General features: G+C 37.2%; 25 protein-coding genes. 16 read left to right on the forward strand and 9 right to left on the reverse strand.

Going from position 1 to position 24,442, the window contains the following annotated elements:
• Positions 1–376 precede the first annotated feature (376 nt).
• The 3 genes from budA to CD118_RS08560 form a co-directional block, all read right to left on the reverse strand.
• Positions 377–1,081 carry an acetolactate decarboxylase gene (gene budA / locus CD118_RS08550; RefSeq protein WP_103356568.1) on the reverse strand — a complete coding sequence of 235 codons (705 nt, stop codon included), beginning with the start codon at positions 1,079–1,081 and terminating at the stop codon, positions 377–379.
• 31 nt (positions 1,082–1,112) lie between these two features.
• Positions 1,113–2,777, reverse strand: coding sequence for an acetolactate synthase AlsS (gene alsS / locus CD118_RS08555; protein WP_060830366.1), 1,665 nt, complete (start codon positions 2,775–2,777; stop codon positions 1,113–1,115).
• Positions 2,778–3,292: 515 nt separating this feature from the next.
• Positions 3,293–4,459, reverse strand: a complete 1,167-nt coding sequence (locus tag CD118_RS08560; protein WP_103356569.1) for a M20 family metallopeptidase — start codon at positions 4,457–4,459, stop codon at positions 3,293–3,295.
• Between the two features lie 109 nt (positions 4,460–4,568).
• Between CD118_RS08560 and CD118_RS08565 the strand changes: the two genes are divergently transcribed.
• From CD118_RS08565 to CD118_RS08580, 4 genes are all read left to right on the forward strand, one after another.
• Entirely contained in the window at positions 4,569–5,756 is a 1,188-nt protein-coding gene (locus tag CD118_RS08565; protein WP_016424311.1) for a glycine C-acetyltransferase, read from the forward strand.
• Positions 5,757–6,250: 494 nt separating this feature from the next.
• Positions 6,251–7,210: an L-threonine 3-dehydrogenase gene (locus CD118_RS08570; protein ID WP_060830533.1), complete on the forward strand. Its 960-nt coding sequence runs from the start codon at positions 6,251–6,253 to the stop codon at positions 7,208–7,210.
• 365 nt (positions 7,211–7,575) lie between these two features.
• Positions 7,576–8,658, forward strand: coding sequence for a branched-chain amino acid aminotransferase (locus tag CD118_RS08575; RefSeq protein WP_060830365.1), 1,083 nt, complete (start codon positions 7,576–7,578; stop codon positions 8,656–8,658).
• A gap of 121 nt (positions 8,659–8,779) precedes the next feature.
• Positions 8,780–9,490, forward strand: a complete 711-nt coding sequence (locus CD118_RS08580; protein WP_103356570.1) for an HAD family hydrolase — start codon at positions 8,780–8,782, stop codon at positions 9,488–9,490.
• A gap of 65 nt (positions 9,491–9,555) precedes the next feature.
• On the opposite strand, the gene CD118_RS08585 is transcribed toward CD118_RS08580, so the two are convergent.
• A complete protein-coding gene (locus tag CD118_RS08585; RefSeq protein ID WP_050331752.1) occupies positions 9,556–10,221 on the reverse strand; it encodes a deoxynucleoside kinase in 666 nt (221 codons plus the stop codon).
• A gap of 1 nt (position 10,222) precedes the next feature.
• Positions 10,223–10,831, reverse strand: a complete 609-nt coding sequence (locus tag CD118_RS08590; protein ID WP_050331751.1) for a deoxynucleoside kinase — start codon at positions 10,829–10,831, stop codon at positions 10,223–10,225.
• Between the two features lie 69 nt (positions 10,832–10,900).
• Between CD118_RS08590 and tadA the strand changes: the two genes are divergently transcribed.
• Positions 10,901–11,380: a tRNA adenosine(34) deaminase TadA gene (gene tadA, locus CD118_RS08595; protein ID WP_103356571.1), complete on the forward strand. Its 480-nt coding sequence runs from the start codon at positions 10,901–10,903 to the stop codon at positions 11,378–11,380.
• 222 nt (positions 11,381–11,602) lie between these two features.
• Positions 11,603–12,469 carry a Cof-type HAD-IIB family hydrolase gene (locus CD118_RS08600; protein ID WP_050331749.1) on the forward strand — a complete coding sequence of 289 codons (867 nt, stop codon included), beginning with the start codon at positions 11,603–11,605 and terminating at the stop codon, positions 12,467–12,469.
• Between the two features lie 301 nt (positions 12,470–12,770).
• On the opposite strand, the gene folE2 is transcribed toward CD118_RS08600, so the two are convergent.
• From folE2 to CD118_RS08620, 4 genes are all read right to left on the reverse strand, one after another.
• Positions 12,771–13,652 (reverse strand): GTP cyclohydrolase FolE2, encoded by an 882-nt coding sequence (folE2, locus tag CD118_RS08605; RefSeq protein WP_050346062.1) that lies wholly within the window; start codon positions 13,650–13,652, stop codon positions 12,771–12,773.
• Between the two features lie 47 nt (positions 13,653–13,699).
• Positions 13,700–14,377 (reverse strand): bacillithiol biosynthesis deacetylase BshB2, encoded by a 678-nt coding sequence (gene bshB2, locus CD118_RS08610; protein ID WP_060830361.1) that lies wholly within the window; start codon positions 14,375–14,377, stop codon positions 13,700–13,702.
• A gap of 18 nt (positions 14,378–14,395) precedes the next feature.
• Positions 14,396–14,755, reverse strand: coding sequence for a YojF family protein (locus CD118_RS08615; protein ID WP_169925601.1), 360 nt, complete (start codon positions 14,753–14,755; stop codon positions 14,396–14,398).
• Between the two features lie 79 nt (positions 14,756–14,834).
• On the reverse strand, positions 14,835–15,680 hold the full coding sequence (locus tag CD118_RS08620) for a MurR/RpiR family transcriptional regulator (RefSeq protein ID WP_103356573.1): 846 nt from the start codon (positions 15,678–15,680) through the stop codon (positions 14,835–14,837).
• Between the two features lie 414 nt (positions 15,681–16,094).
• Between CD118_RS08620 and CD118_RS08625 the strand changes: the two genes are divergently transcribed.
• The 10 genes from CD118_RS08625 (at position 16,095) to CD118_RS08670 (ending at position 24,330) form a co-directional block, all read left to right on the forward strand.
• A complete protein-coding gene (locus CD118_RS08625) occupies positions 16,095–16,766 on the forward strand; it encodes an N-acetylmannosamine-6-phosphate 2-epimerase (RefSeq protein ID WP_060830358.1) in 672 nt (223 codons plus the stop codon).
• A 9-nt stretch (positions 16,767–16,775) separates the two neighbouring features.
• Positions 16,776–17,498, forward strand: a complete 723-nt coding sequence (gene nagB / locus CD118_RS08630) for a glucosamine-6-phosphate deaminase (RefSeq protein ID WP_050346058.1) — start codon at positions 16,776–16,778, stop codon at positions 17,496–17,498.
• A 110-nt stretch (positions 17,499–17,608) separates the two neighbouring features.
• Complete coding sequence (gene hxlA, locus CD118_RS08635) at positions 17,609–18,247, forward strand: 3-hexulose-6-phosphate synthase (protein WP_016424326.1); 639 nt, start codon at positions 17,609–17,611, stop codon at positions 18,245–18,247.
• Between the two features lies 1 nt (position 18,248).
• Positions 18,249–18,797, forward strand: coding sequence for a 6-phospho-3-hexuloisomerase (gene hxlB / locus CD118_RS08640; RefSeq protein WP_060830357.1), 549 nt, complete (start codon positions 18,249–18,251; stop codon positions 18,795–18,797).
• Positions 18,798–19,080: 283 nt separating this feature from the next.
• Positions 19,081–19,767 (forward strand): flavin reductase family protein, encoded by a 687-nt coding sequence (locus CD118_RS08645; RefSeq protein ID WP_103356574.1) that lies wholly within the window; start codon positions 19,081–19,083, stop codon positions 19,765–19,767.
• 551 nt (positions 19,768–20,318) lie between these two features.
• Positions 20,319–21,005: a 2,3-diphosphoglycerate-dependent phosphoglycerate mutase gene (locus CD118_RS08650; protein WP_016424335.1), complete on the forward strand. Its 687-nt coding sequence runs from the start codon at positions 20,319–20,321 to the stop codon at positions 21,003–21,005.
• Positions 21,006–21,250: 245 nt separating this feature from the next.
• Positions 21,251–22,606 carry an AMP-binding protein gene (locus CD118_RS08655; RefSeq protein ID WP_240621925.1) on the forward strand — a complete coding sequence of 452 codons (1,356 nt, stop codon included), beginning with the start codon at positions 21,251–21,253 and terminating at the stop codon, positions 22,604–22,606.
• Positions 22,603–23,745, forward strand: coding sequence for a thiolase family protein (locus CD118_RS08660; protein WP_103356575.1), 1,143 nt, complete (start codon positions 22,603–22,605; stop codon positions 23,743–23,745). Before CD118_RS08655 ends, CD118_RS08660 begins: the two co-directional genes overlap by 4 nt.
• Positions 23,717–24,076, forward strand: a complete 360-nt coding sequence (locus CD118_RS08665; protein ID WP_060830350.1) for a hypothetical protein — start codon at positions 23,717–23,719, stop codon at positions 24,074–24,076. The genes CD118_RS08660 and CD118_RS08665 overlap by 29 nt, the downstream gene beginning before the upstream one ends.
• On the forward strand, positions 24,073–24,330 hold the full coding sequence (locus tag CD118_RS08670; RefSeq protein WP_060830349.1) for a hypothetical protein: 258 nt from the start codon (positions 24,073–24,075) through the stop codon (positions 24,328–24,330). The genes CD118_RS08665 and CD118_RS08670 overlap by 4 nt, the downstream gene beginning before the upstream one ends.
• The last annotated feature ends 112 nt before the right edge of the window (positions 24,331–24,442 follow it).

The following is a 24,442-nucleotide window of genomic DNA, read 5'->3' on the forward strand; positions in this document are numbered from 1 at the left end:
GGTTGGTTGATTTTCTCAGTGCCCTTATAAGGGCTGGTCAGTAACAGAGGCTTTCAGCCGAAGAACAAACCACCCGTTCACACGGGTGGTTTTGATTTGTGATACAGTTTGAGATCAACTTAAAATAGATTTCAAAAAATCAGTGCATATGACTTTTAATTATTTATAAAAAGGGGGTATCGTATTCAATCACTAACAGTATTACAAGCCTAGCGCGAGTAAGCGCGTATGAATATGATGATGTTTCATCCCCTCTTTAAGTAAGGATAATGAAAATCAAGCAACATAATGTTTAGATACCATGCTCAATCTCTTTTTTTCTATTGATAGTTAGATTTAAATACTAAGATTTAAATGAATATGCCACTATTATGGTTTATTCAGCTTCTCTAATTTCATCAGCAATATCGTTATAATCTATTTCAGTTTCTGTGAATGTACGATTATGAACTGGGAAATGTTGCTCAAAATTTTCGAAGTTTTGAATTTCAACTGTAACATGATCGACTTCAAAATCGAGGACATGCCCACCAAACTGACGGGCATCATCAGCGAAATGGATATGAAACCCTCCAGAACCTATCCCATGAAAGAGTTCAGGTGTAAAAAAGCCAATAAGAGTTCCTTGAATATTTTCTTCTGTTTGTTCTGGCTGTCTACGCGCAGAATTGATTAAACGTGTATAAGGGGGCTCTTGCCCAGGCATCATACGCACATGCATTTTTTTAAATGTTCCTGTAATTCTTACAGATGAAAACATATTTGCACTTAGCATATGTGCTTTCACTTCTTCTAACACGTCTTCAGAAGGTTTATTTTCTGTTTGGTAAGTTTCATCAGCAGAAAAGCGTGTAATTGTTGCATAAGGCGTCATTTCGTCGCCTTTTAATTTAACGAACTCTTTATGTTCATTTGCGTGATAAGCTTCTCCATTTAGAAAAATCACTTCACCGTCGGATCCTGTTAATGTTGCAAGTCCAGAGTCACCATGTTCCAGTACTTCTTTTACACTCATAGTGCCTTCTAATAGTCCTGCCATTAACGTACCTAAAGTCCCGTGTTGATATAATGTGTGTGCCATACTCTAATTACTCCTTTGCTTTCTTTTCTGTTTAATTTAATGCATCGGGTAGTACATTTGTTGATAATTTAATGTTATCGGCATAATTGACCGGAATATCAATTAAAACAGGTCCTTCTGTCGTATAACTTTCTTTAATTGCTTGTTCTAATTCTGCTGGTGTAGTGACGCGAACGCCTTTTGCTCCGAATGACTCTGCGTATTTGACAAAGTCAACTTCCCCAAATTCAACACCTGCAGAACGTTGATATTTCATTTCCTCTTGGAATTCAACCATATTGTAACGTCCGTCATTCCAAATCAATTGTGTAATATTAAGGTTTTTACGAACTGCTGTTTCAAGTTCTTGGCCAGAAAATAGGAAGCCACCATCTCCAGCAACTGAGATTACCCGTTCATGAGGTCTAACGAGTGCAGCAGCAATTGCCCAAGGTAAAGCGACACCTAATGTTTGCATCCCATTACTGAACAATAAATGACGTGGTTTATAGCTTCTAAATTTTCTAGCCATCCAAATGTAATGACTTCCTACATCGACAGTCACTGTTGAATCGTCACTAATTGTTTTTTGCATCGCATCGATAATTTCGATAGGGTGAAGGACACCTTCAACATGCTTTGCTTTAATCCCTGTTGCTTCAGATACATTATCTCTAAGTGAATCGAGTTTTTGTAATTTTTCTTCGTCTAAGATTGGATGATTAATATGTTCAGAAATGAGTTGAATTGTCTCTGATATATTACCAATCAATTCAGCTTTAGGTTGCATATGGTTCGTGATTTCTGCAGGAACTTCATCAATATTGATAATTTCAGTCTCTAATTCTTTATTCCAGTTACTTGCTTCATACTCAATTGGGTCATAACCAATTGTGATGACTAAATCACTTTTTCTAAGAAGCTCATCACCCACTTGGTTTCTAAATAAACCTATTCTTCCAAAGAAGTGTGACTCCAATTCACGGCTAATCACACCTGCACCTTGGAATGTTTCAACAACAGGTAATTTTGACTTTTCAACAAGTTGACGAATTGCATGTGTCTCAGCTTCACTAGAGCTACGCATACCCACTAATAATACAGGTGATTGTGCAGATTTTAAATCTTCGACAATATTTTTAATATCTTCCTCTGCAGGAACACCTAATTTTGGTTTTTGAGGAACAGTGATTGCTTCCGTTTGAACTGGCGCACTAATAACGTCTTGTGGAATACTGATAAAACTTGCACCATTTTTTCCAGAAGTTGCTTCTCGAATCGCATTTGTCATCACTTCTGATAATGATTCAGGATCTTGAACTTCCGCACTGAATTTTGTAGAAGATCTCAATAATGATGCATTGTCCACACTTTGATGGGTTAAACGAAGTAAATCATTACGCTTAACTTGTCCACCAATAGCGAGCACAGGGTCACCTTCAGAAGTTGCAGTGAGAAGGCCGGTAGTAAGATTGCTCACCCCTGGTCCACTTGTTACAAGGGCAACTCCTGGCTTTCCAGTCAATCGGCCAATTCCTTGCGCAATCATGGCAGCATTTTGCTCATGACGCGTAACAATAAGTTCAGGGCCATCATCTTTTAATGCATTAAAAAGAAAATCTATTTTTGCACCCGGTATACCAAATACATAGTCAATACCGTGATGTTTTAAAGTATCAATCACCATATCTGCAGCTGAATAGTTTTGATGAGTCATGTTATCAATTCCTTCCTTATCATGTAAGATAAGTCAGTATCAGTGAACGATTCATACCTAAAATATATTAGCAGGGCATCAAATAGATCACTCATATGACTTATGCCTATTTTAAGTCTAGAACACAAAACTAATTTAATCAAAAACAATGTTTTTATTATTTAGATGGAAATAGTTACTTTAAAAATATCAATTTATTAAGTCGTTGATATGACTTGTATTAAGCGATTACATGAATTTTGGCTATCAGATAATATCAATTTTTCAACAATTAAAATATAGAATAATAAATGAAGTAAAAGGGATTTTGATATAAAAATGAGCTCATTTTAGTGAGTGAATAAAACGCAAAGAAGAGGACAATCAAATCATTATTGTCCTCTTTTTTCTAAATTGTTATAAATATGAAATTATCCATTAATGTATGATAGCGCACCTGAATTAGCCGTTTGAGAAGTAACGACATCATCAAAAAGATTTTCTATCTTGCTTATATTCTCAACTTGAAACCTTAACTAAAAGTTGCCTTCAAGTTCTAATATTTTCATGAATGTACTTACGGCGTACTTCATCGCACTTTCATCAATATCAAAGTGTGGACTATGATGGGGCCAATCGGTTTCTTTTTGAGGGTTACCGCAACCCGTAAAGAAAAAAGCACCGGGTCTGGCTTTTAAATAAAAAGAGAAATCTTCTCCAACCATCATGAGGTCAGAGTCATGGTATCGAAAGTTCAATGCATTGGCTGCCTTTTTAACGGTTTCTGCTGACGCTTCATGATTATAGACAGGTAAATAACCCTTAATGTAATCAAATGAATAAGTGATATCGTTTGCCAATGCGAGTCCTTGAAGCAGCTTATCCATCTTATGATAGATGTGTGTTTGAACTTCAGAATCAAAAGTTCGAACAGTGCCTTGGCAAGTGGCTGTATCAGGAATAACGCTATCGGCGTTTCCTGCTTCAATCTTACCGAAAGAGAGTACTGCTTGTTTGACGGGATCTATCGTTCTTGAGACGATTTTTTGAGCACTTAAAATGAACTCTGCCAAAATAACGATGGGGTCGATGGTTTCGTGGGGTTTCGCGCCATGCCCTCCTTTACCAAAGAGCGTAATATGAAATTCATCCGGCTGTGCCATCATAGGCCCGGGTCGTGTATGAATCGTGCCGGTAGGGTAGCCTGTCCACAAATGGTTGCCATAGATTTTATCAACGCCCATTAATGCATTGTCTGCAATCATTTCTTGAGCGCCACCCGGTGTTAATTCCTCGCCATATTGAAATATCAGAACGACTGTCCCTTTCAACTCCGATTGATGCTCGTGTAATAGTTCCGCGACGGTTAATAATATAGATGTATGGCCATCATGACCACAGGCATGCATGATGCCTGGTACTTTAGAACGATAAGGGACGTCTTTTAAATCATCGATAGGTAGCGCATCGAAATCAGCGCGCAAAGCAATTGTAGGGCCGGGCTCTTCGCCTAATATACGGGCTAATATACCGTTTTGTCCTACATGCGCATCAATTTGAAAGTTTAATTTTTGGAGGCGCTCTACAATATAATCATGAGTATGTTTTTCTTGAAAAGACAATTCGGGATATTGATGAAGATAACGACGTGTTTCAATCATATCCTGTTCTTTTTCATAAGCCAATTGGAACCAATCAGTCACGATGCTCCCTCCTTACTTGCAGTTATTTCATTTATTATACACTTGCTTTTAAGTTTGTACAAAATACGTTATGATTAAAGTGTATGAAAATTGAAAGGGGAACTTAATCATGGTACAAAAGTTAAATGACTTTCTTGAAGAAAATATTAGTTATTTAAAAGATAATGGTCTTTATAATGAAATTGATACAATTGAAGGTGCAAACGGTCCTGAAATTAAAATTAATGGCAAAAAATACATTAACCTTTCTTCAAATAACTATTTAGGCTTAGCAACAAACGAAGATTTGAAAAAGGCAGCTAAAAGTGCTATTGATTCTCATGGTGTAGGTGCAGGGGCAGTACGTACTATTAATGGTACATTAGATTTACACGATGAACTTGAAGCGACTTTGGCGAAATTTAAAGGCACTGAAGCGGCAATTGCTTACCAATCAGGTTTCAATTGTAATATGGCTGCAATTTCAGCGGTTATGAATAAAAATGATGCTATTCTTTCTGATGAATTAAACCATGCCTCAATTATTGATGGCTGCCGTTTATCAAAAGCGAAAATTATTCGTGTTAACCATTCAGATATGGATGATTTACGTCAAAAAGCAAAAGAAGCTGTAGAATCTGGGCAATACAATAAAGTGATGTACATTACTGACGGTGTTTTCAGTATGGATGGTGATGTTGCTAAATTACCTGAAATTGTCGAAATTTGTGAAGAATACGGTATCATGGTTTACGTGGATGATGCACACGGTTCAGGTGTGATGGGTAAAGGTGCAGGTACAGTAAAACATTTCGGCTTACAAGACAAAGTTGATTTCCAAATCGGAACATTATCTAAAGCAATTGGTGTTGTGGGTGGCTATGTTGCGGGCTCACAAAAATTAATTGACTGGTTGAAAGTACAATCACGTCCGTTCTTATTCTCTACTTCATTGGCACCTGGCGATACAAAAGCGATTACTGAAGCAGTTAATAAATTAATGGCATCAACTGAACTTCATGATCGACTATGGGACAATGCGCATTATTTAAAAGAAGGTCTGAACCGATTAGGATTTAATACAGGTAAATCTGAAACACCGATTACGCCTGTAATTATTGGAGACGAAAAGAAAACACAACAATTTAGTAAACGTTTAATGGATGAAGGCATTTATGTTAAATCTATCGTATTTCCAACTGTGCCACGTGGTACAGGACGTGTACGTAATATGCCAACAGCTGCACACACAAAAGAAATGCTAGATGAAGCGTTAGCGGTGTATGAACGTGTGGGTAAAGAATTAGAAGTCATTTAACTAAAAAAATTATATATTAAGATTCGTTATTTGAGCTGGAAAAGGGCACATATTCGAGTCATCTTTAAAAGAGCAAGGTGTACACTTATCATAGCAGTGTAATGATTTTACCTTGCTCTTTTTTGATTTAAGTGTCATATCGTATGCAGGACAGAAAATTAATTTTATTGTGAAACTTTGGTAAAGATAACTGCAATTGCGTATAAATGGTTATAAACGAATACGAAATCTAGTGAGTGACTTCCTTTATTTGTTTAGAGCTTTATCTTTAGCTTAAAATATGCTTATAGCTCAAACTGATTTAACATTAAGATGTCTTTGATATTTAAATTTGCGATAAAGTTAGAATTTGAAATCAATGTGTATTTATATGTATATCATGCATATACAAGAAAACGCTTTAATGTTATAATTACTCTATATTTTAAAGAAAATGATTGTACATAAAACACATGTGTCCTCAGGAGAAACACAGAATGGAGATGGATGACGTTATGAAAAGAATTATGGTTACCGGTGCGTTAGGACAAATTGGGACTGAGCTTGTCGCAAAATGCCGTGAAGTTTATGGTACTGAAAATGTGCTTGCTACTGATATTCGTGAGCCAGAAGCAGGTTCTATAGTTGCGGAAGGTCCGTTTGAAATACTAGATGTGACAGATGCAGATAAAATGATGCAAATTGCAGAATCATTTAAGCCTGATACTTTGATGCATATGGCTGCGCTATTGTCTGCAACTGCTGAACAAAAGCCTTTATTAGCATGGAATTTGAACATGGGTGGACTTGTAAATGCGTTAGAAACAGCGCGTCACTTAAACTTACAATTTTTTACCCCAAGTTCTATCGGTGCTTTTGGACCCAATACACCTAAGAAAAACACACCCCAAGTTACAATCCAAAGACCAAATACGATGTACGGTGTAAATAAAGTTTCTGGGGAATTATTGTGCGATTACTATTTTACTAAATTCGGTGTGGATACACGCAGTGTTCGTTTCCCTGGTTTGATTTCATATGTTAAAGAGCCCGGTGGCGGTACAACGGATTATGCCGTTGATATTTATTTCCAAGCGGTTCGAGAAGGTAAGTACACAAGCTATATTGATAAAAACACATATATGGATATGATGTTTATGGATGATGCGATACAAGCGATTATTCAATTAATGGAAGCAGACGGTGGTAAACTGATTCATCGTAATGCATATAACTTAAGTGCAATGAGTATAGAACCAGAAATGGTAAAGTCAGCAATTCAAGAACATATGCCTGAATTTACGCTAGACTATGATGTAGATCCTGTACGTCAAGATATTGCTGAAAGTTGGCCAGATAATATTGATACGAGTTGCGCACGTGGCGAATGGGGCTTTAACCCTAAATATGATTTAGAAGCGATGACAACACGTATGTTAGAAGGTATTCGCGAGAAAGAAAGTCATAAAGCCTAAATTAATATTAAATAAAGCAGTAAAGTTGTTGAAAAGTATGTGGCTCAAGGAAATTCACCATTTCAATAACTTTACTGTTTTTTTGCTTGTTATAGTGTCATTTCAGAGCTAAACAATAATAGGGGTGTCGACGTATATATCAAAACAATTGAAGTTCAATCGGTTAGAAAGTAAGATAGATGATAATATAGTCATTTCGTATAGGTTATTCGAAATAGCGCTATCTTTTTTGAAATGGCAGAAATATTTCACAAAAATTAAAATAAAATCTATAAATTGTTTTAATTTTCGGAATTCTCATTGAATTGTATGACTGTCATTGTTATAATGCATATATTACATTTACATAATTAGGAGGAATAATCATGTCAGAACTCATTAAACTTGATGCCAGAAAATCACTCAAAGAAAAGCCCGACAATGCATCGCTTACTTTCGGTGAAGTCTTCACTGATTACATGTTAAGCTTTGAGTACTCATTAGAAAAAGGATGGCACGATTTAAAGATTATTCCTTATGGTCCAATTGAACTTTCACCGTCAGCACAGAGTATTCACTATGGCCAATCAGTATTTGAAGGGTTAAAAGCATACAAACATAACGGCGAGGTTGTTTTGTTTAGACCTGAGGAAAACTTTAAACGTATCAATCAGTCGTTGGCACGTTTAAAAATGCCGGAAATTGACGAAGCATTATTGCTAGAAGGATTAAAACAGCTCGTAGATATTGATCGTGATTGGGTACCAGAAGGAGAAGGTCAGTCTCTTTATATTCGACCGACTGTATTTGCGACAGAAGGTGTGTTAGGTGTTCACCCGTCCCACGAATATCGCTTGTTAATTATTTTATCACCATCGGGTTCATATTATGGCGGTGACTCATTACGTCCAACTAAAATTTATGTTGAAGATGAATACGTACGTGCCGTGCGTGGAGGCGTTGGATTCGCGAAAGTAGCAGGTAACTACGCTGCAAGTTTACTTGCTCAAGCAAATGCGAATGAACTCGGTTTTGATCAAGTACTATGGTTAGATGGTGTAGAACAAAAATATGTTGAAGAAGTAGGAAGTATGAACATCTTTTTTGTCATTAATGGCAAAGTGGTTACGCCACAATTAAACGGGAGTATTTTACCAGGGATTACGAGAAAAACGGTGCTCGAATTGGCACAAACATTAGGGTATGAAGTTGAAGAGCGTCGTATTTCGATTGATGAATTATTTGATCTTCATAAAGAAGGCGCTTTACAAGAAGTGTTTGGTACCGGTACAGCAGCAGTCATCTCACCTGTAGGGACATTACAATTTAAAGATCAACAGATTGTAATTAATGATAATCAAACAGGCCCTATCACACAAGAACTTTATGATCACTACACAGGTATTCAAAGTGGAAAATTAGATGATCCTAAAGGATGGCGTGTAGTTGTACCACATTACGAAAGATAAGACATTTGAATCATTTTTAAATTTGAAAAAGAAAGCGTCAAAATTGCGTTGTTCAATTTTGGACGCTTTTTATTTTGAAGTATGATAAACCTAACGCAAAAAAAGATGAGGTGAGGAAAGAATGACAAATCAACAATGGATACTATTCGATAAAGATGGCACACTGATACATTTTGATCAGAGTTGGACCAAGATAGGCATACAATTAGTTGATGACGTCTGTGCTTATTATAAAATTAATAATCAGAGCGAAGTGTATCACAAATTAGGTATACGTGATCATCAATTTGTGAAAGGAAGTATCATGGCTTCAGGGACGTTAAAAGATATGATAAATGTATTTAACGCTTTTACAGATGCGGATACTACAAAATGGGTTTCAGAAAGAAGTCAGCAACTGATACGTCAAAGACAGCCTGAAATCGAGTTGTATGAAGGTGTGCAGACATTGCTTTATGAACTAAAACAACAGTCTTATCATTTAGGTCTAGTGACAAGTGATAATGCGGTAGGGGTAGACAAATTTATCAAAACTACACAATTAGAGCAGGTTTTTGACTTATTGATTTCTACAGAGGGTAATCATTATGAAAAGCCAGATGCACGGTTGCTTCAACCTTTGTGGGACATGGGCGTACAAGGTAAATCGCTTGTGATGGTGGGAGATACAGATAACGATATGTTGACTGGAAAAAATGCAGGTAGTGCTTTAAATGTAGGTGTAAGAACAGGATTAGGGCAAGAAGCGACATTTGAAGCGGCAGATGTGGTCATTGATGACGTCAGTCAATTACTGTCTGTATTAGATAAAAAAGCAGATCAAAGAAGTTAACGACGTGCGTTGTTTCTTCTTTAACCTGCTTTAAAATTAGCGCATTAATCTTGATAAGATTCGGATTATGAACGCGAATCCACTTGTCTATATGTATGAATTACATGTTCGATTTTCTTGAGCACGATATCAATCGACTCGGGGTTTTCATATAAGTCGTATTCTTTAATATTGACACGAACAACTGGACAAGCGTTAAATTGATTAATCCAATCGTCATAACGTTTAAACAACATTTTCCAATATTCTGGATCAGTTTCGATTTCCATTTGACGTCCACGTGTTTGAATGCGTTCAATCACAGTGTCATAATCAGATTCGAGATAAATAAGGACATCCGGCTTAGGAAAGTAAGGTGTTAATACCATTGCCTCGAAAAGGTTTGAGTAGGTCTGGAAATCTTCTTCAGACATTGTACCTTGTTCTTCATGCATTTTCGCAAAAATATCGACGTCTTCATAAATAGAACGATCTTGTACAAAACCACCGCCATATTCGAACATACGTTTTTGTTCTTTGAAACGCTCTGCTAAAAAGTAAATTTGAAGATGGAAACTCCATCGATTGAAATCTTGATAAAATTTATCGAGGTAAGGATTATTTTCGACATTTTCATAAGAAGTTCGAAAGTTAAGCTTCTCAGCTAAAGCTTGCGTTAATGATGATTTACCAACACCAACGGTTCCAGCTATTGTAATAATAGCATTGGAAGGAATGTTATATTGATTCATTTCATTTGCCTCCGATTAGTTCGTTAATTTGTTCTAATACATGCGCATAGTCATCAGGATTTTCAACAAAGTCAATTTTTGTTGTGTCAATCCATAAAACATGATGACCATCATTTTTTAATGATTGATAGTAATTTGCATAATCTTCTTTAAGTTTTAATAAATAATCATCTTGGATATTCGCTTCGAAATCACGATCTCGTTTGGCGATACGTGCTTTAAGTATACTTAAATCTGCATCTAAAATAACAGTGAAGTCTGGAGAAATCAGATCTTCCGTTAAAATATCATAAATTCTGGAAAATTTATCATATTCCTTATCATTTAAAGTATTACGCGCAAAAATTTTGTTTTTATAAATATGATAGTCGCTGACAATGCCACCATCGTATTCAGCTAGATCTTGATAAGCTTTGTAACGATGACATAAGAAAAACATTTCCGTTTGAAAACTCCATTTGGAAATATCTGTATAAAAATCTGATAGATAAGGATTTTCGCCGACAATTTCTTTTGCTTCATAAAAGTGATAAGATTGACTCAACTTATGCGCTAATGAAGATTTGCCAACGCCTATCGGTCCTTCGATTGCGATAAACGGTTTTTTCATATTTTTCTCTCCATAAAAATTTTATTGAACCAGTATTACAAATTTTAACATAAGTGAGGCTATTTCTGTATGACAAGTCATCAATATTATATGTCATTGGCACTTGAAGAAGCACGTGAAGCGGCAAAAAAAGGAGAAGTGCCTATCGGTGCCATTATCGTTAAAAATGAAAAAGTGATTGCACGTGCACATAATTTACGTGAAACAAATCAAATTCCGACTGCACATGCTGAGCAACTAGCAATAGAACGAGCTGCTGAAACACTAGGAACATGGCGATTAGAAGGATGTACATTGTATGTGACACTAGAGCCTTGCGTGATGTGTGCAGGAAGCATTGTGATGAGTCGAGTGGACACTGTTGTATTTGGTGCATATGATCCCAAAGGGGGATGCACCGGTAGTTTAATGAATCTCGTTCAAGATCAGCGTATGAATCACCGAGCAAAAGTGATTGAAGGTGTATTGGCCTACTCATGTGGTGAAATCTTACGTCAATTTTTTAGAACGCTACGTCAACGAAAAGCCACTAAGGCGATGTCAAACTAGGCTGTGATTAAGTTATCGAGGCATGAAAAAAAGATATGAGTTGGTGCCAAGTGTAAACAACAAATCCCCGACTGAATGACATAGCCTTGTACCAACAATCCTTTCTTTCGTTTAAATAAATGAAGATGTTTGAACAATACTTATTGTCATAATTTTGATAGAATGAGACTGTATTTGAGACAGTCATTTTATAGTTAAAACATAAAAGAGAGAGGGATAAAGATGGTAAAACTTATTGCCACAGACATGGACGGCACGTTGTTAAACGCAGCACATGAAGTTTCACAAGAAAATATTGAAGCCATTCAATACGCACAATCACGCGGTGTTACAGTAACCATTGCGACAGGCCGAGCGTTTTATGAAGCGAATGATCCGATTAAACCAACAGGATTAAAAGTCCCATATATTTGTTTGAATGGCGCAGAAGTCCGTGATGAAAGCTTTGATATTGTCCATACATCGAGTCTAAATCATGAACTTTATCAACGTATTCGAAACGTGCTGGTTCGTGAAAATATCTATTACCAAATTTATACAAATTTTGGTATTTACACTGAAGACCCTGAGCGTGATTTAGCAATTTATTTGGACATTGCTAAATACTCAGGACAACAACCTGATGTTGAAAAAATACGTCAACATATTAATCATCGTATTGAAATTGGAACATTAAAAGTAGTAAACAACTATGACAATATAGAATCCGTAACAGGAGAGTTAATCATGAAAGTTCTTGCACATGATACGGATTTAGATAAAATTGCCCGAGTGAAGGCTGAATTGTCAGAGAGTAGTAATTTAGCGGTGTCTTCTTCTTCAAAAGGTAATTTAGAAATTACGCACATAGATGCACAAAAAGGGTTAGCATTATGTGCGATTGCTGAAAAATTAGGCATTGATATGAAAGATACCATGGCAATCGGTGACAATTTGAACGATAAATCAATGCTAGATCGTGCAGGTATTGCTGTGGCAATGGACAATGCTTTACCTGAATTAAAAGAAAATGCCACTTTTGTAACAGCTTCGAATGAAGAAAGTGGTGTCGCAAAAGCAATCTATCGTGTTTTAGGTGAGAATAATTAATTTGGCTTAAGCGTGATACTGCATATTGTCTTTTAACTCTATTATAGCGGGTATAATCCATCTAGCATGATGGATTTTGTATCAATCGGATTGGTGAAATGATATTTCAATTTTGCCTTTCCGATTTTTTTATGAATAAAAATAGAGAATCACTATAACGACGGTAAATTGTCTAGTTCCCAAGAACAATTTATAAACCAATAAAAAAGAACTCTAGATTATTGGTTTAATCTAGAGTCCCTTCTAAATCATTAAAATTATGATGAGTTTGCCTCAAAAAAGATAATTTTATGAGTGCAAACTATGATTTTCTATATTTCAATTTTGCAAACGCATCATGCTGATGGATAGATTCCTCGTTACGACATTCAATATCGAAGCCTTCTATCCAGTTGACCTCTACTAAGTCAGCAGCAATCAAGCGTATTAAATCTTCTACAAAACGTGGATTTTCGTAAGCGCGCTCTGTTACTCTTTTTTCATCAGGTCTTTTTAAGATAGGATAAAGCATTGAGCTCGCATTGGCTTCCATTGCATCTAAAATAATCTCTTTATAGTTTTCAGGTAATATCGCGTTTTTGTCAATATATGTTTTGACAGTAATCATACCACGTTGATTGTGTGCAGAGTATTCACTGATTTCCTTAGAACATGGACAGAGCGTTGTCACTGCAGCCTCAATTGTCAATTCTTTGCGTGTAACTTGATCGTTATCGACAGCTAAACCATATGTGACGTCTGCATGGCCAATTGCTTTAATTTGAGTGACTGGGCTCAAGCGATCAAAAAACCACTTTCCGCTCACGTCTACACCAGCACTTCGTTGTTTCATACTTGTTTTGAGACGATTCATCAGTTGTGTTAATGCTTCAAATTCAAGTCGAATCCCATTGTCATATTCCGCTTCAACAGATTCTAATATACGACTCATGTTAATGCCTTTTTCATCTTGCGTCAGGCTTGTCGAAAAGCTAAAATTACCAGCCGTTTGGTATTGATCAATCCAAACAGGATAAACGAGATTTTTAATTCCTACTTCTTCTATTTCAAATAAGAAATTTTTATGCGTACTTTGAAGGTCGGGCATTTCAGATTTTGTTGTCGGCTTACTTCCATTAACGGGATCAACCGAACCGAAATGTCTCCAACGACCTTCACGCGTTGATAAATCAAATTCAGTCATGTATCTTCCTCCACTAAATTTTCACAGTAATACGAATGTCATACCATTTATTTAAATTGATAAGTCCAAAATGTTTCTCTTGTTAAATAAGCTGCTGCATCTTTGGGTACACCCGATGCCTGTCCTTGAGGATTCGCAAGTTGTTCTAAAAACGGACCTGTTTGTGAACGATGCGCCTCAAAAGCAGCAAATTTTTGGTCTCTATAGTCTGAAATGTCATTGATGATATCAGGTTCACCGAGCACATCAATGGCGTCGTTACTGAATGCTACAAGTTGTAGTCTTGGGCGACGACTTTCTTCCATTCGACCTACTGTTCTTACAACAGCTTCAGCAGTCGCTTCATGATCTGGGTGAACCGCATGCCCAGGATAGAAAGAAATAATGGTTGTAGGTTGCGTCTCATCAATTAATTTTTGAACCATCGCATCCATTTCTTCATGGGGTTCAAATTCAACCGTTTTATCGCGTAGCCCCATTTTACGTAAATCTGTAATCCCAATCGCCTTTGCAGCATCTTCAAGTTCGCGTTCACGAATATTAGGCAGTGATTCGCGTGTCGCGATAGGGGGATTTCCTAAGTTACGTGCCATTTGACCAAGTGTCAGACAAGCATAAGTAACTGGCACACCGTCGTTGATATAACGTGCAAGTGTACCAGCAGAGGAGAATGTCTCATCGTCAGGATGAGGAAAGATGACAAGAATATGTTTTTCAATCGTCATTTGTATTCGTACTCCTTTCTACGCCTTAAAAGGTTTGCGACTAATTTCAAGTGCTGCCGCAAGTTGACCTTCATAATTAAATCCTGCTAATAAGAACTCCTCATCATCGTTCACTTCATAGTGTGTTAAGCCTTGAACGTAAACCCAACCGTTGTTGTCGAGCTTTAAACCTACGCGATAAGGATCCTTGCCGCCCCCTTTAAGTTGGGCGTGCTGATAAGTCAGCTGTATATTTCTTAAAAATGTGCCTGCGTTGAATACACGCTGATCAAAATGATTCGCATAAGCGCCATTTGTTGTCTCAACGTGGACATAGACAGGTTCATTGGCATAGTCATCAAATAATTTATGAACAGTTTCGTCTGTAATCGGTTGCAAAAAATTCACTGCCTTCCTGATTATGGTTATCTGTCCATTTTACTAAAAAAGAAAGAAAATTAATATAGCTCTGCTCATTTTAATCCTCAAATAAAAGCAAATCTTTACTTAATTGAGGTGTGGGTTGTCTTCTCATCACGAGCTGTTGATAACTTTCTGTAAAATAATCAAGACGCTCTTGATCTTGTAAAAGATGATAGCTGAGTAGGTCAATAATAAAGTGATTGGCTAATTGTGAATTGATAAAATACGCATCATGCGTACGACTGCGATCGGCAGTGATAATAATACGGTCACAATAAGTTTCAAGTGCAGGCGTGCGCAAATGAGAAATAGCAATAATCGTCGCCTCATTTTGGTGTCCATGATAAATGCTATCAATAATTTCTTGCGTCGCACCACTATTGGTAAAAGCAACAATGGTTGTTTTGTTATTGCACATATGCCCGGCGACAGTCATTAAATGGGCATCAGTAATCGCAAGCGTATTAAACCCCATACGAGCAGTACGAAAATAAAGTTCTTGCGCGCTCAGTCCAGAACTACCAATACCGATAAAAATTGTTTTTTCGCTGTTTCTAATGGTATTTACGAGGTAGAGCAAATCTGACTCAACTAAAAATTCTCCGGTATGATCCATAATTGAACGATAGTGTTGGTGCAAAATTTGTATAGACGGACTATTATGAATCGGCTTCACTTGCAATTCATGTTGAATAGCGAATCGAAAAGATTGAAAGCTATCATACTGTAGTTTATAAGCAAAGCGCGTCACACTTGAAGGCGATACCCCAATCACATCAGCTAAATTATTTATGGCGCCAATATCCATTTGGTAATCGATATTTAAAATATAATTTGCAATTTGTCGATCTACTTTTGTGAAAAGATGTTGATATTGTTGAATACGATTTTCAATTTTCATAGCAATTCTCCTTTAATCTCATTGTATTTGAAAAGATTTTTCAAAACAATGGATTTTATTGACGATTTTTTTCAAAATGATATATTGAAAGTGGACAGATGATGCATTGAAACACAAAGCATAAACGCATAGTTATGCACCTTGTACTGTACTTTAAAAATGAAGTATTTTTTAGCCGTACGTTTTCAACTGTGAAAGATGTTGCGTAGAACGATTTGAATTGAATGAAGCATCATTGAAATCATAAATATAGACAGATTTTTTTAATGAAATATGGCGTAGGCTATGAATAGATATATACTTCAAAAAATGAAAAGTAGTCATATGATGGATAAAAATAGCTGAATCGAAGCGTAAACCTATGTCATACAGGTCAAAACAAATGAACAGACAACGAAAGGAATGTGGAAAAATATGAAAATACCTCAAGGCTTGGTCGTATCGTGTCAAGCGTTACCAGATGAACCGTTGCATTCATCTTGGATTATGAGCAAAATGGCTTTAGCAGCCAAAGAAGGCGGCGCGGTAGGGATAAGAGCAAATACAAAAGCAGATATTATGGCAATTCAAAAAGAAGTAGACTTGCCTATTATAGGCATTGTAAAACGCGATTATCCTAACTCCTCTGTTTTTATCACTGCGACACAAAAAGAAGTGGATGAACTAATTGAGAGTGGTTGTGAAGTGATAGCACTAGATGCCACATTGCGAGAACGTCCAGCGCAAGATTTAGAAACACTAGTGACATATATAAGAGAAAAAGCGCCACAAGTTGAAATTATGGCAGATATTGCGACGATTGAAGAAGCTAAAAATGCGGATCGTCTAGGCTTTGATTATATAGGAACTACTTTGAGAGGCTATACAGAAGAAACACAAGGACAAGTTTTGTATGATCAAGACTTTAAATTTTTAACAGATGTTTTGTCAGTCGTACAGCAAAAAGTGATTGCTGAAGGGAATGTGATCACACCGGAAATGTTGAAAACTGTATTTGAAAAAGGGGTATATGCTGCAGTAGTAGGCGGTGCAATTACAAGACCTCGAGATATTACAAGACGATTTGTAAAAATGATTGAGGAGTAGGATGCGAAGATGAAAATTATCAATTTAGGTTCAGAAGCACATGCCTCGTTCCATGTAGCATGTGAACTTTACAAACAAATGTTGTATCAAAAAGAGAGTCGCTTAGGATTGGCGACAGGCGGTACAATGGTAAAAGTGTATGAATATTTAGTCGAGCTACTACAAAAAAATCAATTAGACGTTTCACATATTGAAACTTTTAATTTAGATGAGTATGTTGGCTTAGATGCAAATCATGAAGAAAGTTATTATCAATATATGCAGAAAGTACTTTTTAGCGCTTACCCACATTTTGATCCAGAGCGTATCCATCTCCCGAATGGGATTGCACAAGATATCCAAGCAGAAGCAAAACGTTACGAATCGTTATTAGAAGCAGGTGGTGCAGTGGACATTCAAATATTAGGTATCGGTCAAAATGGGCATATCGGCTTTAATGAGCCAGGTACCTCTTTTGATAGCTTAACGCATTGTGTCAACTTGACTGAAAGTACAATTCAAGCGAATAGCCGTTATTTTGAAACGATTGATGACGTACCTAAACAGGCGATTTCAATGGGCTTACATTCAATTATGAAAGCAAAACGTATTATTTTGCTTGCTTTTGGTGAGCAAAAAAGAGCGGCTATGCGTCAATTAATGACAAAAACCATTACAACTGAAGTGCCGGCATCAATATTGCACCGTCACCCGCATGTCGAAGTGTTTGTAGATGATGCTGCAATGCCTTAATCGACAAGGCTTTCCAGTATCTCATCGATATCCGATTTGTTTAATCTCTTATATGTTGGGTAAACATGTTATCATGAGAGTTACAAATTTGACGGAGGATTGATGAAATCATGGAATTACAATTAGCTATAGACTTACTAAATAAAGAAGAGGCAGCAGAACTTGCTAAAAAGGTAACTGATTATGTAGACATTGTAGAAATCGGAACACCTATCGTAATTAATGAGGGCTTACCTGCCGTTCAACATTTAAAAGAAAATGTAAAAGATGAAGATGTTAAAGTTTTAGCAGACTTAAAAATTATGGATGCAGCTGACTATGAAGTAAGTCAAGCTGTTAAATTTGGTGCGGATGTTGTTACGATTTTAGGTGTGGCAGAAGATGCTTCTATTAAAAATGCTGTAGAAGAAGCGCACAAACACGGTAAACAATTGTTGGTGGACTTAATTGCAGTACAAGATTTAGAAAAACGTGCAAAAGAAATTGATGCACTTGGTGCGGACTACATTGCCGTTCATACAGGTTATGACTTACAAGCACAAGGTCAATCGCCACTAGAAAGCTTGAAGAAAGTTAAATCTGTCATTAAAAATGCAAAAGTTGCAGTTGCAGGTGGTATTAAACCTGAAACTGTTAAAGAAGTGGCTGCTGAATCGCCAGACTTAATTATCGTGGGTGGCGGTATCGCAAACGCTGACGATCCACGTGAAGCAGCAAAACAAATTCGTGAAGCGATTGAAGGTAAATAAAATGGCTATTCAACAGCAATTTGAACTTATTCATCGTGAGCTTGAACAGACATTGTCTCAAGTCGATGAAGAAGCCATCCGACAATTTGAACAAGCTGTGTTAAATACAGAAGCGGTGTTTGTGACAGGTAAAGGACGTTCGGGTTTTGTCGCAAATGGTTTTGCGATGCGTTTGAACCAACTTGGCCAAAAGGCGCATGTCGTCGGCGAAACGACAACACCCTCTATTCAAAAAGGGGATTTGCTCGTTGTCATTTCAGGTTCAGGTTCGACGACACATTTAAAATTATTAGCCGACAAAGCGCATGAAGTAGGTGCAACAATTGCTTTAGTAACGACAAAAGCTGATTCTGAGATAGGTGAACGTGCAGAAGTGACGCTTGTTCTTCCTGCAGGTACGAAACATCAATCTGAAGGCTCTGCTCAACCGCTCGGTAGTTTATTCGAGCAAAGTGCGCAGTTGATGTTAGATGGTGTCGTATTAGATTTAATGTCCGCATTAGATATAAACGAGACAACCATGCAAAATAACCATGCTAATTTAGAATAGTATCATCAAAAATAAAATCAATGATTTGAAGTTGAGGGAAAAGCTAGTTTCTACAGTAGTGATGTGGAACTAGCTTTTTTTGAAAATGTTAATACGTTGAGAGGAATTTGCATGGCTTGCTTTTAGCTTTAAATGCTTTTTTAGATTAAGTGCAGCTATGTCTCATCCGCACGACACACTCGATTAATAGAATTTTCTTATAATTTAATAGAATTTATGTATTAGAAACTGATTACACGATTTGTTAGATTAAAGCAAAGTCATCTACCAAGGAGGAAATGTTATGGACTATTCACCAAAACAAGGGATTAGAAGTCATGGTTTACCTCATGATCCATTTAAAAGTAGTACAGTACCGCGTCCGATTGGTTGGATTTCAACGGTTTCAAAAGATGGAAAAGACAATTTAGCGCCCTATAGCCAGTACCAAAATTTAACGTGGGATCCACCAATGGTGATGTTTGCGGCGAATCAATCAGTATTAGGAAATCATGAGCGTAAAGATACCGTAAAAAATGCTGAAGAGACAGGTTGGTTTGTGTGGAACATGGCAACATATGAATTGCGAGAAGCTGTAAACTTGTCGTCTAAAGCGTTACCACCTGAGGAAGATGAGTTTGAATTTGCAGGTGTGACAAAAGAAGCATGTATCGAGGCGCCAGGCTACCGTGTCAAAGAGTCACCCGTGCATTTTGAATGTGAGTATGCCCAAACAATTCGTATTCCAACTGGCGACCCTGTTTCGACGGTAGATATTGTTATCGGTCGTGTAGCGCAAGTACATATTGATGATGATGTCATTATGGATAATGGAAAGTTAGATATTAAGTCTATCCGTCCTATTGCGCGTCTAGGTTACTATGATTACACAGTCGTTGACCAAATTTTTGAAATGAAAGCACCAGCAGCAACGAAAGAAGAACTTGCAGGACTCGAGGGGCGTAACTTCGATAATAAGTCTGAATCATAGTAAGTCCCTTTTTCGAATTATTACCTCAATAATCGCGAAAAAGCGGAAGATTCAGTTAGATTTTTATTCAACAAGAAGTCTAAAAAGTTTGATATAGGCGATATAGATATTTTAGAAATGAATCTGGTGTAACCGTTTCTAGAATATCTTTTTATGTCTAAGAAAAGCGGATGAAATAATCCATGATGAAGATCTTATTCCAATTTATTACAAGAAAACTTATCGAATAGCCAATCATAAAATATGAAAAGATGATATAGGCATACGAGTATTAGTGTCGTAAACAATAAGGACTACTGACTTTAATAGCGTTTTTTAGAAGTGCGCGCTTCTAAAGTAATTTAATTGTTTTGCAATAAGTAAGCTAGGAAATGAAACAATGTATTCATATTTTATCAAGTGTAAATCATGTAAAAGCATCAAAAAACTTGTTATAATCAATTTATATAATAAAAAAATCGCATTTGTTAATACATTGATTAGCACGTGAACGTTTATTTTTGATTAACATTTAATGCGATTGGCGTTCACGTATAGAAAGAAGGTAAAATATGCCAAAACTTATTTTATGTAGACATGGCCAAAGCGTTTGGAATGCTGAAAATTTATTTACAGGATGGGCAGACGTTGATTTATCTGAACAAGGGCATAATGAAGCCATAACTTCAGGTAAAAAAATGAAAGAACAAGGAATTAATGTTGATATCGCGTTCACATCATTATTGAAACGTGCCATCAAAACAACATTTCATTTATTAAATGAATCAGATCAACTGTATGTTCCTGTTGTTAAATCATGGCGCTTGAACGAACGTCATTACGGTGGATTGCAAGGATTAAACAAAGACGAAGCGCGTAAACAATTTGGTGAAGATCAAGTACATATTTGGAGACGTTCATACGATACACCACCTCCAGCACAAGATGAAGCACAACGCGAAAGTTATTTAAAAGATCGTAAATATGAATTGTTAGATAAACGCGTGATGCCTGAATCTGAAAGTTTAAAAGATACATTAGTACGTGTAATTCCATATTGGAATGATCACATTTCACAAGAATTATTAGCTGGTAAAACTGTCCTTGTGTCCGCACATGGTAATTCTTTACGTGCCTTGATTAAATACTTAGAAGGCGTATCTGATGAAGATATTGTCGGTTATGAAATTAAAACAGGCGCACCACTTATTTATGAATTATCAGATGATTTAAAAGTCATTGATAAATATTACTTATAATAATGTTATCGCTATAAAGAATAAGCGACTTAAAAAGGCTAGGAGATATCCTGGTCTTTTTTTGATATGAAAAAGCACAAATCTTCATTGGTTATCATTTGAATTAAATTTGGGATGATAAGGGGTTTCATCATATTGATTCAACTGATGTATAATACGGAGATATAGAAGCATCAGTTTCACATATGGATAAAGCAACTACTATGTTAAAATAGGGCAAAAGTATAAAAAGAAGTGTGATGGATTTGGAATTGTTAAAGCGACTTGAAAGATATGCCCAAGAAAGACCAAAGCATCTTGCGTTATGGATGGAGGATGTCCCCATCACCTACGAAATGTTATGGCAAAATGTACAAGAGGAAAGTGAAACAATGACTGACGCTATTGCGTGTCAAAAGGTGATGTTGACGCATACGCAAACAGCGCATTTTATTGTCGCTTATTTAGCGGTCTTGATGCGTCAAGGCATACCCTGTGTGCTCGGGCCTCAATGGTCACCGCAACAACGAGATGCGCTCATTAAGTTACATCATATTCCGTATATTTGGGGAGATGATGGGTTAGTGTGTACATCTTTTGAAATATCTCATGAGCGATCCGAAAAGCCACAATTATTACATATCGGTTTTACCTCAGGGACAACAGGCTTACCGAAGGGCTTTATGAGAGACTTACCGTCATGGATTGCTTCATTTGAAGTGAATGATCGGTTGCTAGATACTTCAGTACAGATGTATATGGCGCTTGGCCCTTACGCACATTCGTTAACTTTGTATGTCCTGATATACGCGTTGTGGAACGGTAAAACGTTTATAGGACAAGATACATACGATATGGCAAAAGGTTTATCTGACCTTGCAGAACGACAACAGACATGTGCTTTGTTTCTTGTACCTACAATGGTGTATGATGGGATTCATTTGCGACAATATTCGCCTTGGGTTCGTCATATTTTTATTTCAGGAGACAAGTTACCGCCTAGCCGCCATAAACAACTGAAAGCAGTGTTTCCAGAGAGTTCAATTGATGAGTTTTTCGGTACGTCAGAAGCAAGCTTTATCAGTGTTAATCGTAATCAAACGGCACCTCTCGATTCTGTTGGGCATTTGTTTCCAAATGTAGCAGTGACTTTACGCGAACAAGACAAGACCGGTATAGGACAATTATTTGTGAAAAGCCCGATGACATTTTCAGGCTATGTGGGTGAAGGAAAAGACAATGAATGGATAGCGACAGGGGATTATGCACGAATAGAGGAGGATGTGTTGTATTTACAAGGCCGTGTAAAAGACCGTCTCATCATTGGTGGAAAAAATGTCTATCCTGCAGTCATTGAACAGTACCTTAAACAATGGCCTGAAATTGCAGAGGCCGTCATTGTGCGCCGTCCACACGATAAGCTAGGTGAGTTGGCCGTAGCGCTTTATGTAGGAACTGCAACGTTGGATGTCCATGCGGTGCGACAATGGCTTTCATCACGTGTCTCAAGATACGAAATACCATCAAAATTTATTCGTGTTGCATCGTTACCACAAACTGCAAGTGGTAAAGTTTCGCGTAAAGATGCGCAAATTTGTTATGAAAGAGGTGATTATCAATGACGAAAGCAGTCATTGTAGCAGCGAAACGGACACCTATTGGCGTTTATGGAGGGTTATTAAAGAGATGGGAACCCGAAGCATTATTAAAACCATTATTTGAGTATTTTGTGGAAAATTTACCGTGTCCGCTCGATGAACTTGATGATGTAATCATTGGAAATATTGTTGGCAAAGGAGGGAATATTGCACGCAAAAGTTTATTAGAAGCGGGCATCGATGTGTCGATTCCTGGACTTACAGTTGATCGACAATGTGGTTCGGGTTTAGAAGCCATTCATTTAGCATGTCGGTTGATTGAAAGTGGCGCGGGAGATTTTTACATCGCTGGTGGCGTAGAGAGTGTGAGTCGTGCGCCCTGGAAAATGGAAAAACCGACATCATTATATCCTTCCAGTCCCCCAACTTTTTATGAACGCGTACCATTTGCGCCAGAGGGTCAAGATCCGAGTATGATTGAAGCCGCCGACAATGTCGCAAAACAATACCACGTGACAAGAGAAGACCAAGATCGGTTTGCGGTTCAAAGTCATCACCGCACGAGCCAAGCGATAGCGAAGGGTGTCATAGAACCTGAAATATTACCGCTTTCTGTAAATGGACAACAGATGCTTCATGATGAAAGTGTAAAACCGAAAATCCAATATGAACGTACCGCACGTTTAAAACCGCTACGTGAAGGCGGTACTGTAACAGTCGGTAATTGTTGTCTTAAACATGACGGAGCATGTTTAGTTGTAGTGATGTCTGAACAAAAAGCACGCCAACTCGGTTTGACACAAGGATTAGCATTTGTTGATTATGCGATGGTCGGTGTTGATCCCAATCTATTAGGGATAGGTCCAGTTCCAGCAGTAAAGCGCATTCTAGAACAGCAACAACTGACAATCGAACAAATTGATGCTGTAGAGTTAAATGAAGCGTTCAGTTCACAAGTGCTTGCATCACAGCGAGAGCTAGACATTCGCAATGACCAACTCAATCGTTTTGGCGGTGCCATTGCGATGGGACACCCTTATAGTGCAAGCGGGGCCATTTTAGTCACTCGATTATTTTATATGATGGATGCGCACAGAACCATTGCTACGATGGGGATTGGAGGCGGTATGGGTAATGCAGCGTTATTTGAACGTTGGGCGTAAAGAAACCCGTTATTTAAATATTGAGCAACAAGCATTAATGGATTATCAAGCGTTATTTGATGACGCTTCAACAACGACAATCCCCTTATTATTTTTTGCGCGCTATTGGTCAAAATTTGAACTGTTTCAACCTTTTATTGGAGAAGCCATTACTTTAGTAGAGACAAATGTAAATCAGCCTCAGGCCATTTTATATGAGGCATCAATAGAAGCAACAATGACTTATATGGCGTATAAAAAGATTAAAGGATTTGAACTGTTTCAATTTGAGCTTGCTTTACCTCATGATAATACAATACAACAGACATTTGTGAAGCGGGTGGGACATTGAAATTTTCATTAGAAGTCATACAAAACTATGTCAATATCGTTAAAGATGATAATCCGATTCATGTGCATATTGTGCCCGGTCAAATGGTGGTGGAAAGGATCTGGCATGTGTTGAAATGGCAGCCAAAAGTGTATAAAGTAAAATATCAGCAGCCTATACGTGTGGATGAACCATTAGAGATACGACAAACGACAAAGTTAATCCAAGTTGTAGGCGCAAATGAAGAGATTAAATTAACGATTCGCTATATGTGAGAAATTCAATGTAGAAGAAACCTGAATGTAGCAATAAAGCGGTATGGGGGTATTGCTCTCTTAATCTATGAAAAAGTTTTAAACGAATAAAGGCAAAGATGAGGGCGGGCTT

This window comes from Staphylococcus coagulans (assembly GCF_002901995.1).
Classification (GTDB): domain Bacteria; phylum Bacillota; class Bacilli; order Staphylococcales; family Staphylococcaceae; genus Staphylococcus; species Staphylococcus coagulans.

What these genes read in the sequence shown, in the direction of transcription:
- alsS (WP_060830366.1), bottom strand. Translation starts at nt 2,777, where the DNA reads ATGACTCATCAAAACTATTCAGCTGCAGATATGGTGATTGATACTTTA.
- CD118_RS08600 (WP_050331749.1), top strand. Translation starts at nt 11,603, where the DNA reads ATGGTAAAACTTATTGCCACAGACATGGACGGCACGTTGTTAAACGCA.
- CD118_RS08575 (WP_060830365.1), top strand. Translation starts at nt 7,576, where the DNA reads ATGTCAGAACTCATTAAACTTGATGCCAGAAAATCACTCAAAGAAAAG.
- hxlA (WP_016424326.1), top strand. Translation starts at nt 17,609, where the DNA reads ATGGAATTACAATTAGCTATAGACTTACTAAATAAAGAAGAGGCAGCA.
- hxlB (WP_060830357.1), top strand. Translation starts at nt 18,249, where the DNA reads ATGGCTATTCAACAGCAATTTGAACTTATTCATCGTGAGCTTGAACAG.
- CD118_RS08570 (WP_060830533.1), top strand. Translation starts at nt 6,251, where the DNA reads ATGAAAAGAATTATGGTTACCGGTGCGTTAGGACAAATTGGGACTGAG.
- CD118_RS08590 (WP_050331751.1), bottom strand. Translation starts at nt 10,831, where the DNA reads ATGAAAAAACCGTTTATCGCAATCGAAGGACCGATAGGCGTTGGCAAA.
- tadA (WP_103356571.1), top strand. Translation starts at nt 10,901, where the DNA reads ATGACAAGTCATCAATATTATATGTCATTGGCACTTGAAGAAGCACGT.
- CD118_RS08585 (WP_050331752.1), bottom strand. Translation starts at nt 10,221, where the DNA reads ATGAATCAATATAACATTCCTTCCAATGCTATTATTACAATAGCTGGA.
- CD118_RS08660 (WP_103356575.1), top strand. Translation starts at nt 22,603, where the DNA reads ATGACGAAAGCAGTCATTGTAGCAGCGAAACGGACACCTATTGGCGTT.
- CD118_RS08580 (WP_103356570.1), top strand. Translation starts at nt 8,780, where the DNA reads ATGACAAATCAACAATGGATACTATTCGATAAAGATGGCACACTGATA.
- nagB (WP_050346058.1), top strand. Translation starts at nt 16,776, where the DNA reads ATGAAAATTATCAATTTAGGTTCAGAAGCACATGCCTCGTTCCATGTA.
- bshB2 (WP_060830361.1), bottom strand. Translation starts at nt 14,377, where the DNA reads ATGACGATTGAAAAACATATTCTTGTCATCTTTCCTCATCCTGACGAT.
- CD118_RS08620 (WP_103356573.1), bottom strand. Translation starts at nt 15,680, where the DNA reads ATGAAAATTGAAAATCGTATTCAACAATATCAACATCTTTTCACAAAA.
- budA (WP_103356568.1), bottom strand. Translation starts at nt 1,081, where the DNA reads ATGGCACACACATTATATCAACACGGGACTTTAGGTACGTTAATGGCA.
- CD118_RS08625 (WP_060830358.1), top strand. Translation starts at nt 16,095, where the DNA reads ATGAAAATACCTCAAGGCTTGGTCGTATCGTGTCAAGCGTTACCAGAT.
- folE2 (WP_050346062.1), bottom strand. Translation starts at nt 13,652, where the DNA reads ATGACTGAATTTGATTTATCAACGCGTGAAGGTCGTTGGAGACATTTC.
- CD118_RS08645 (WP_103356574.1), top strand. Translation starts at nt 19,081, where the DNA reads ATGGACTATTCACCAAAACAAGGGATTAGAAGTCATGGTTTACCTCAT.
- CD118_RS08650 (WP_016424335.1), top strand. Translation starts at nt 20,319, where the DNA reads ATGCCAAAACTTATTTTATGTAGACATGGCCAAAGCGTTTGGAATGCT.
- CD118_RS08565 (WP_016424311.1), top strand. Translation starts at nt 4,569, where the DNA reads ATGGTACAAAAGTTAAATGACTTTCTTGAAGAAAATATTAGTTATTTA.
- CD118_RS08665 (WP_060830350.1), top strand. Translation starts at nt 23,717, where the DNA reads ATGCAGCGTTATTTGAACGTTGGGCGTAAAGAAACCCGTTATTTAAAT.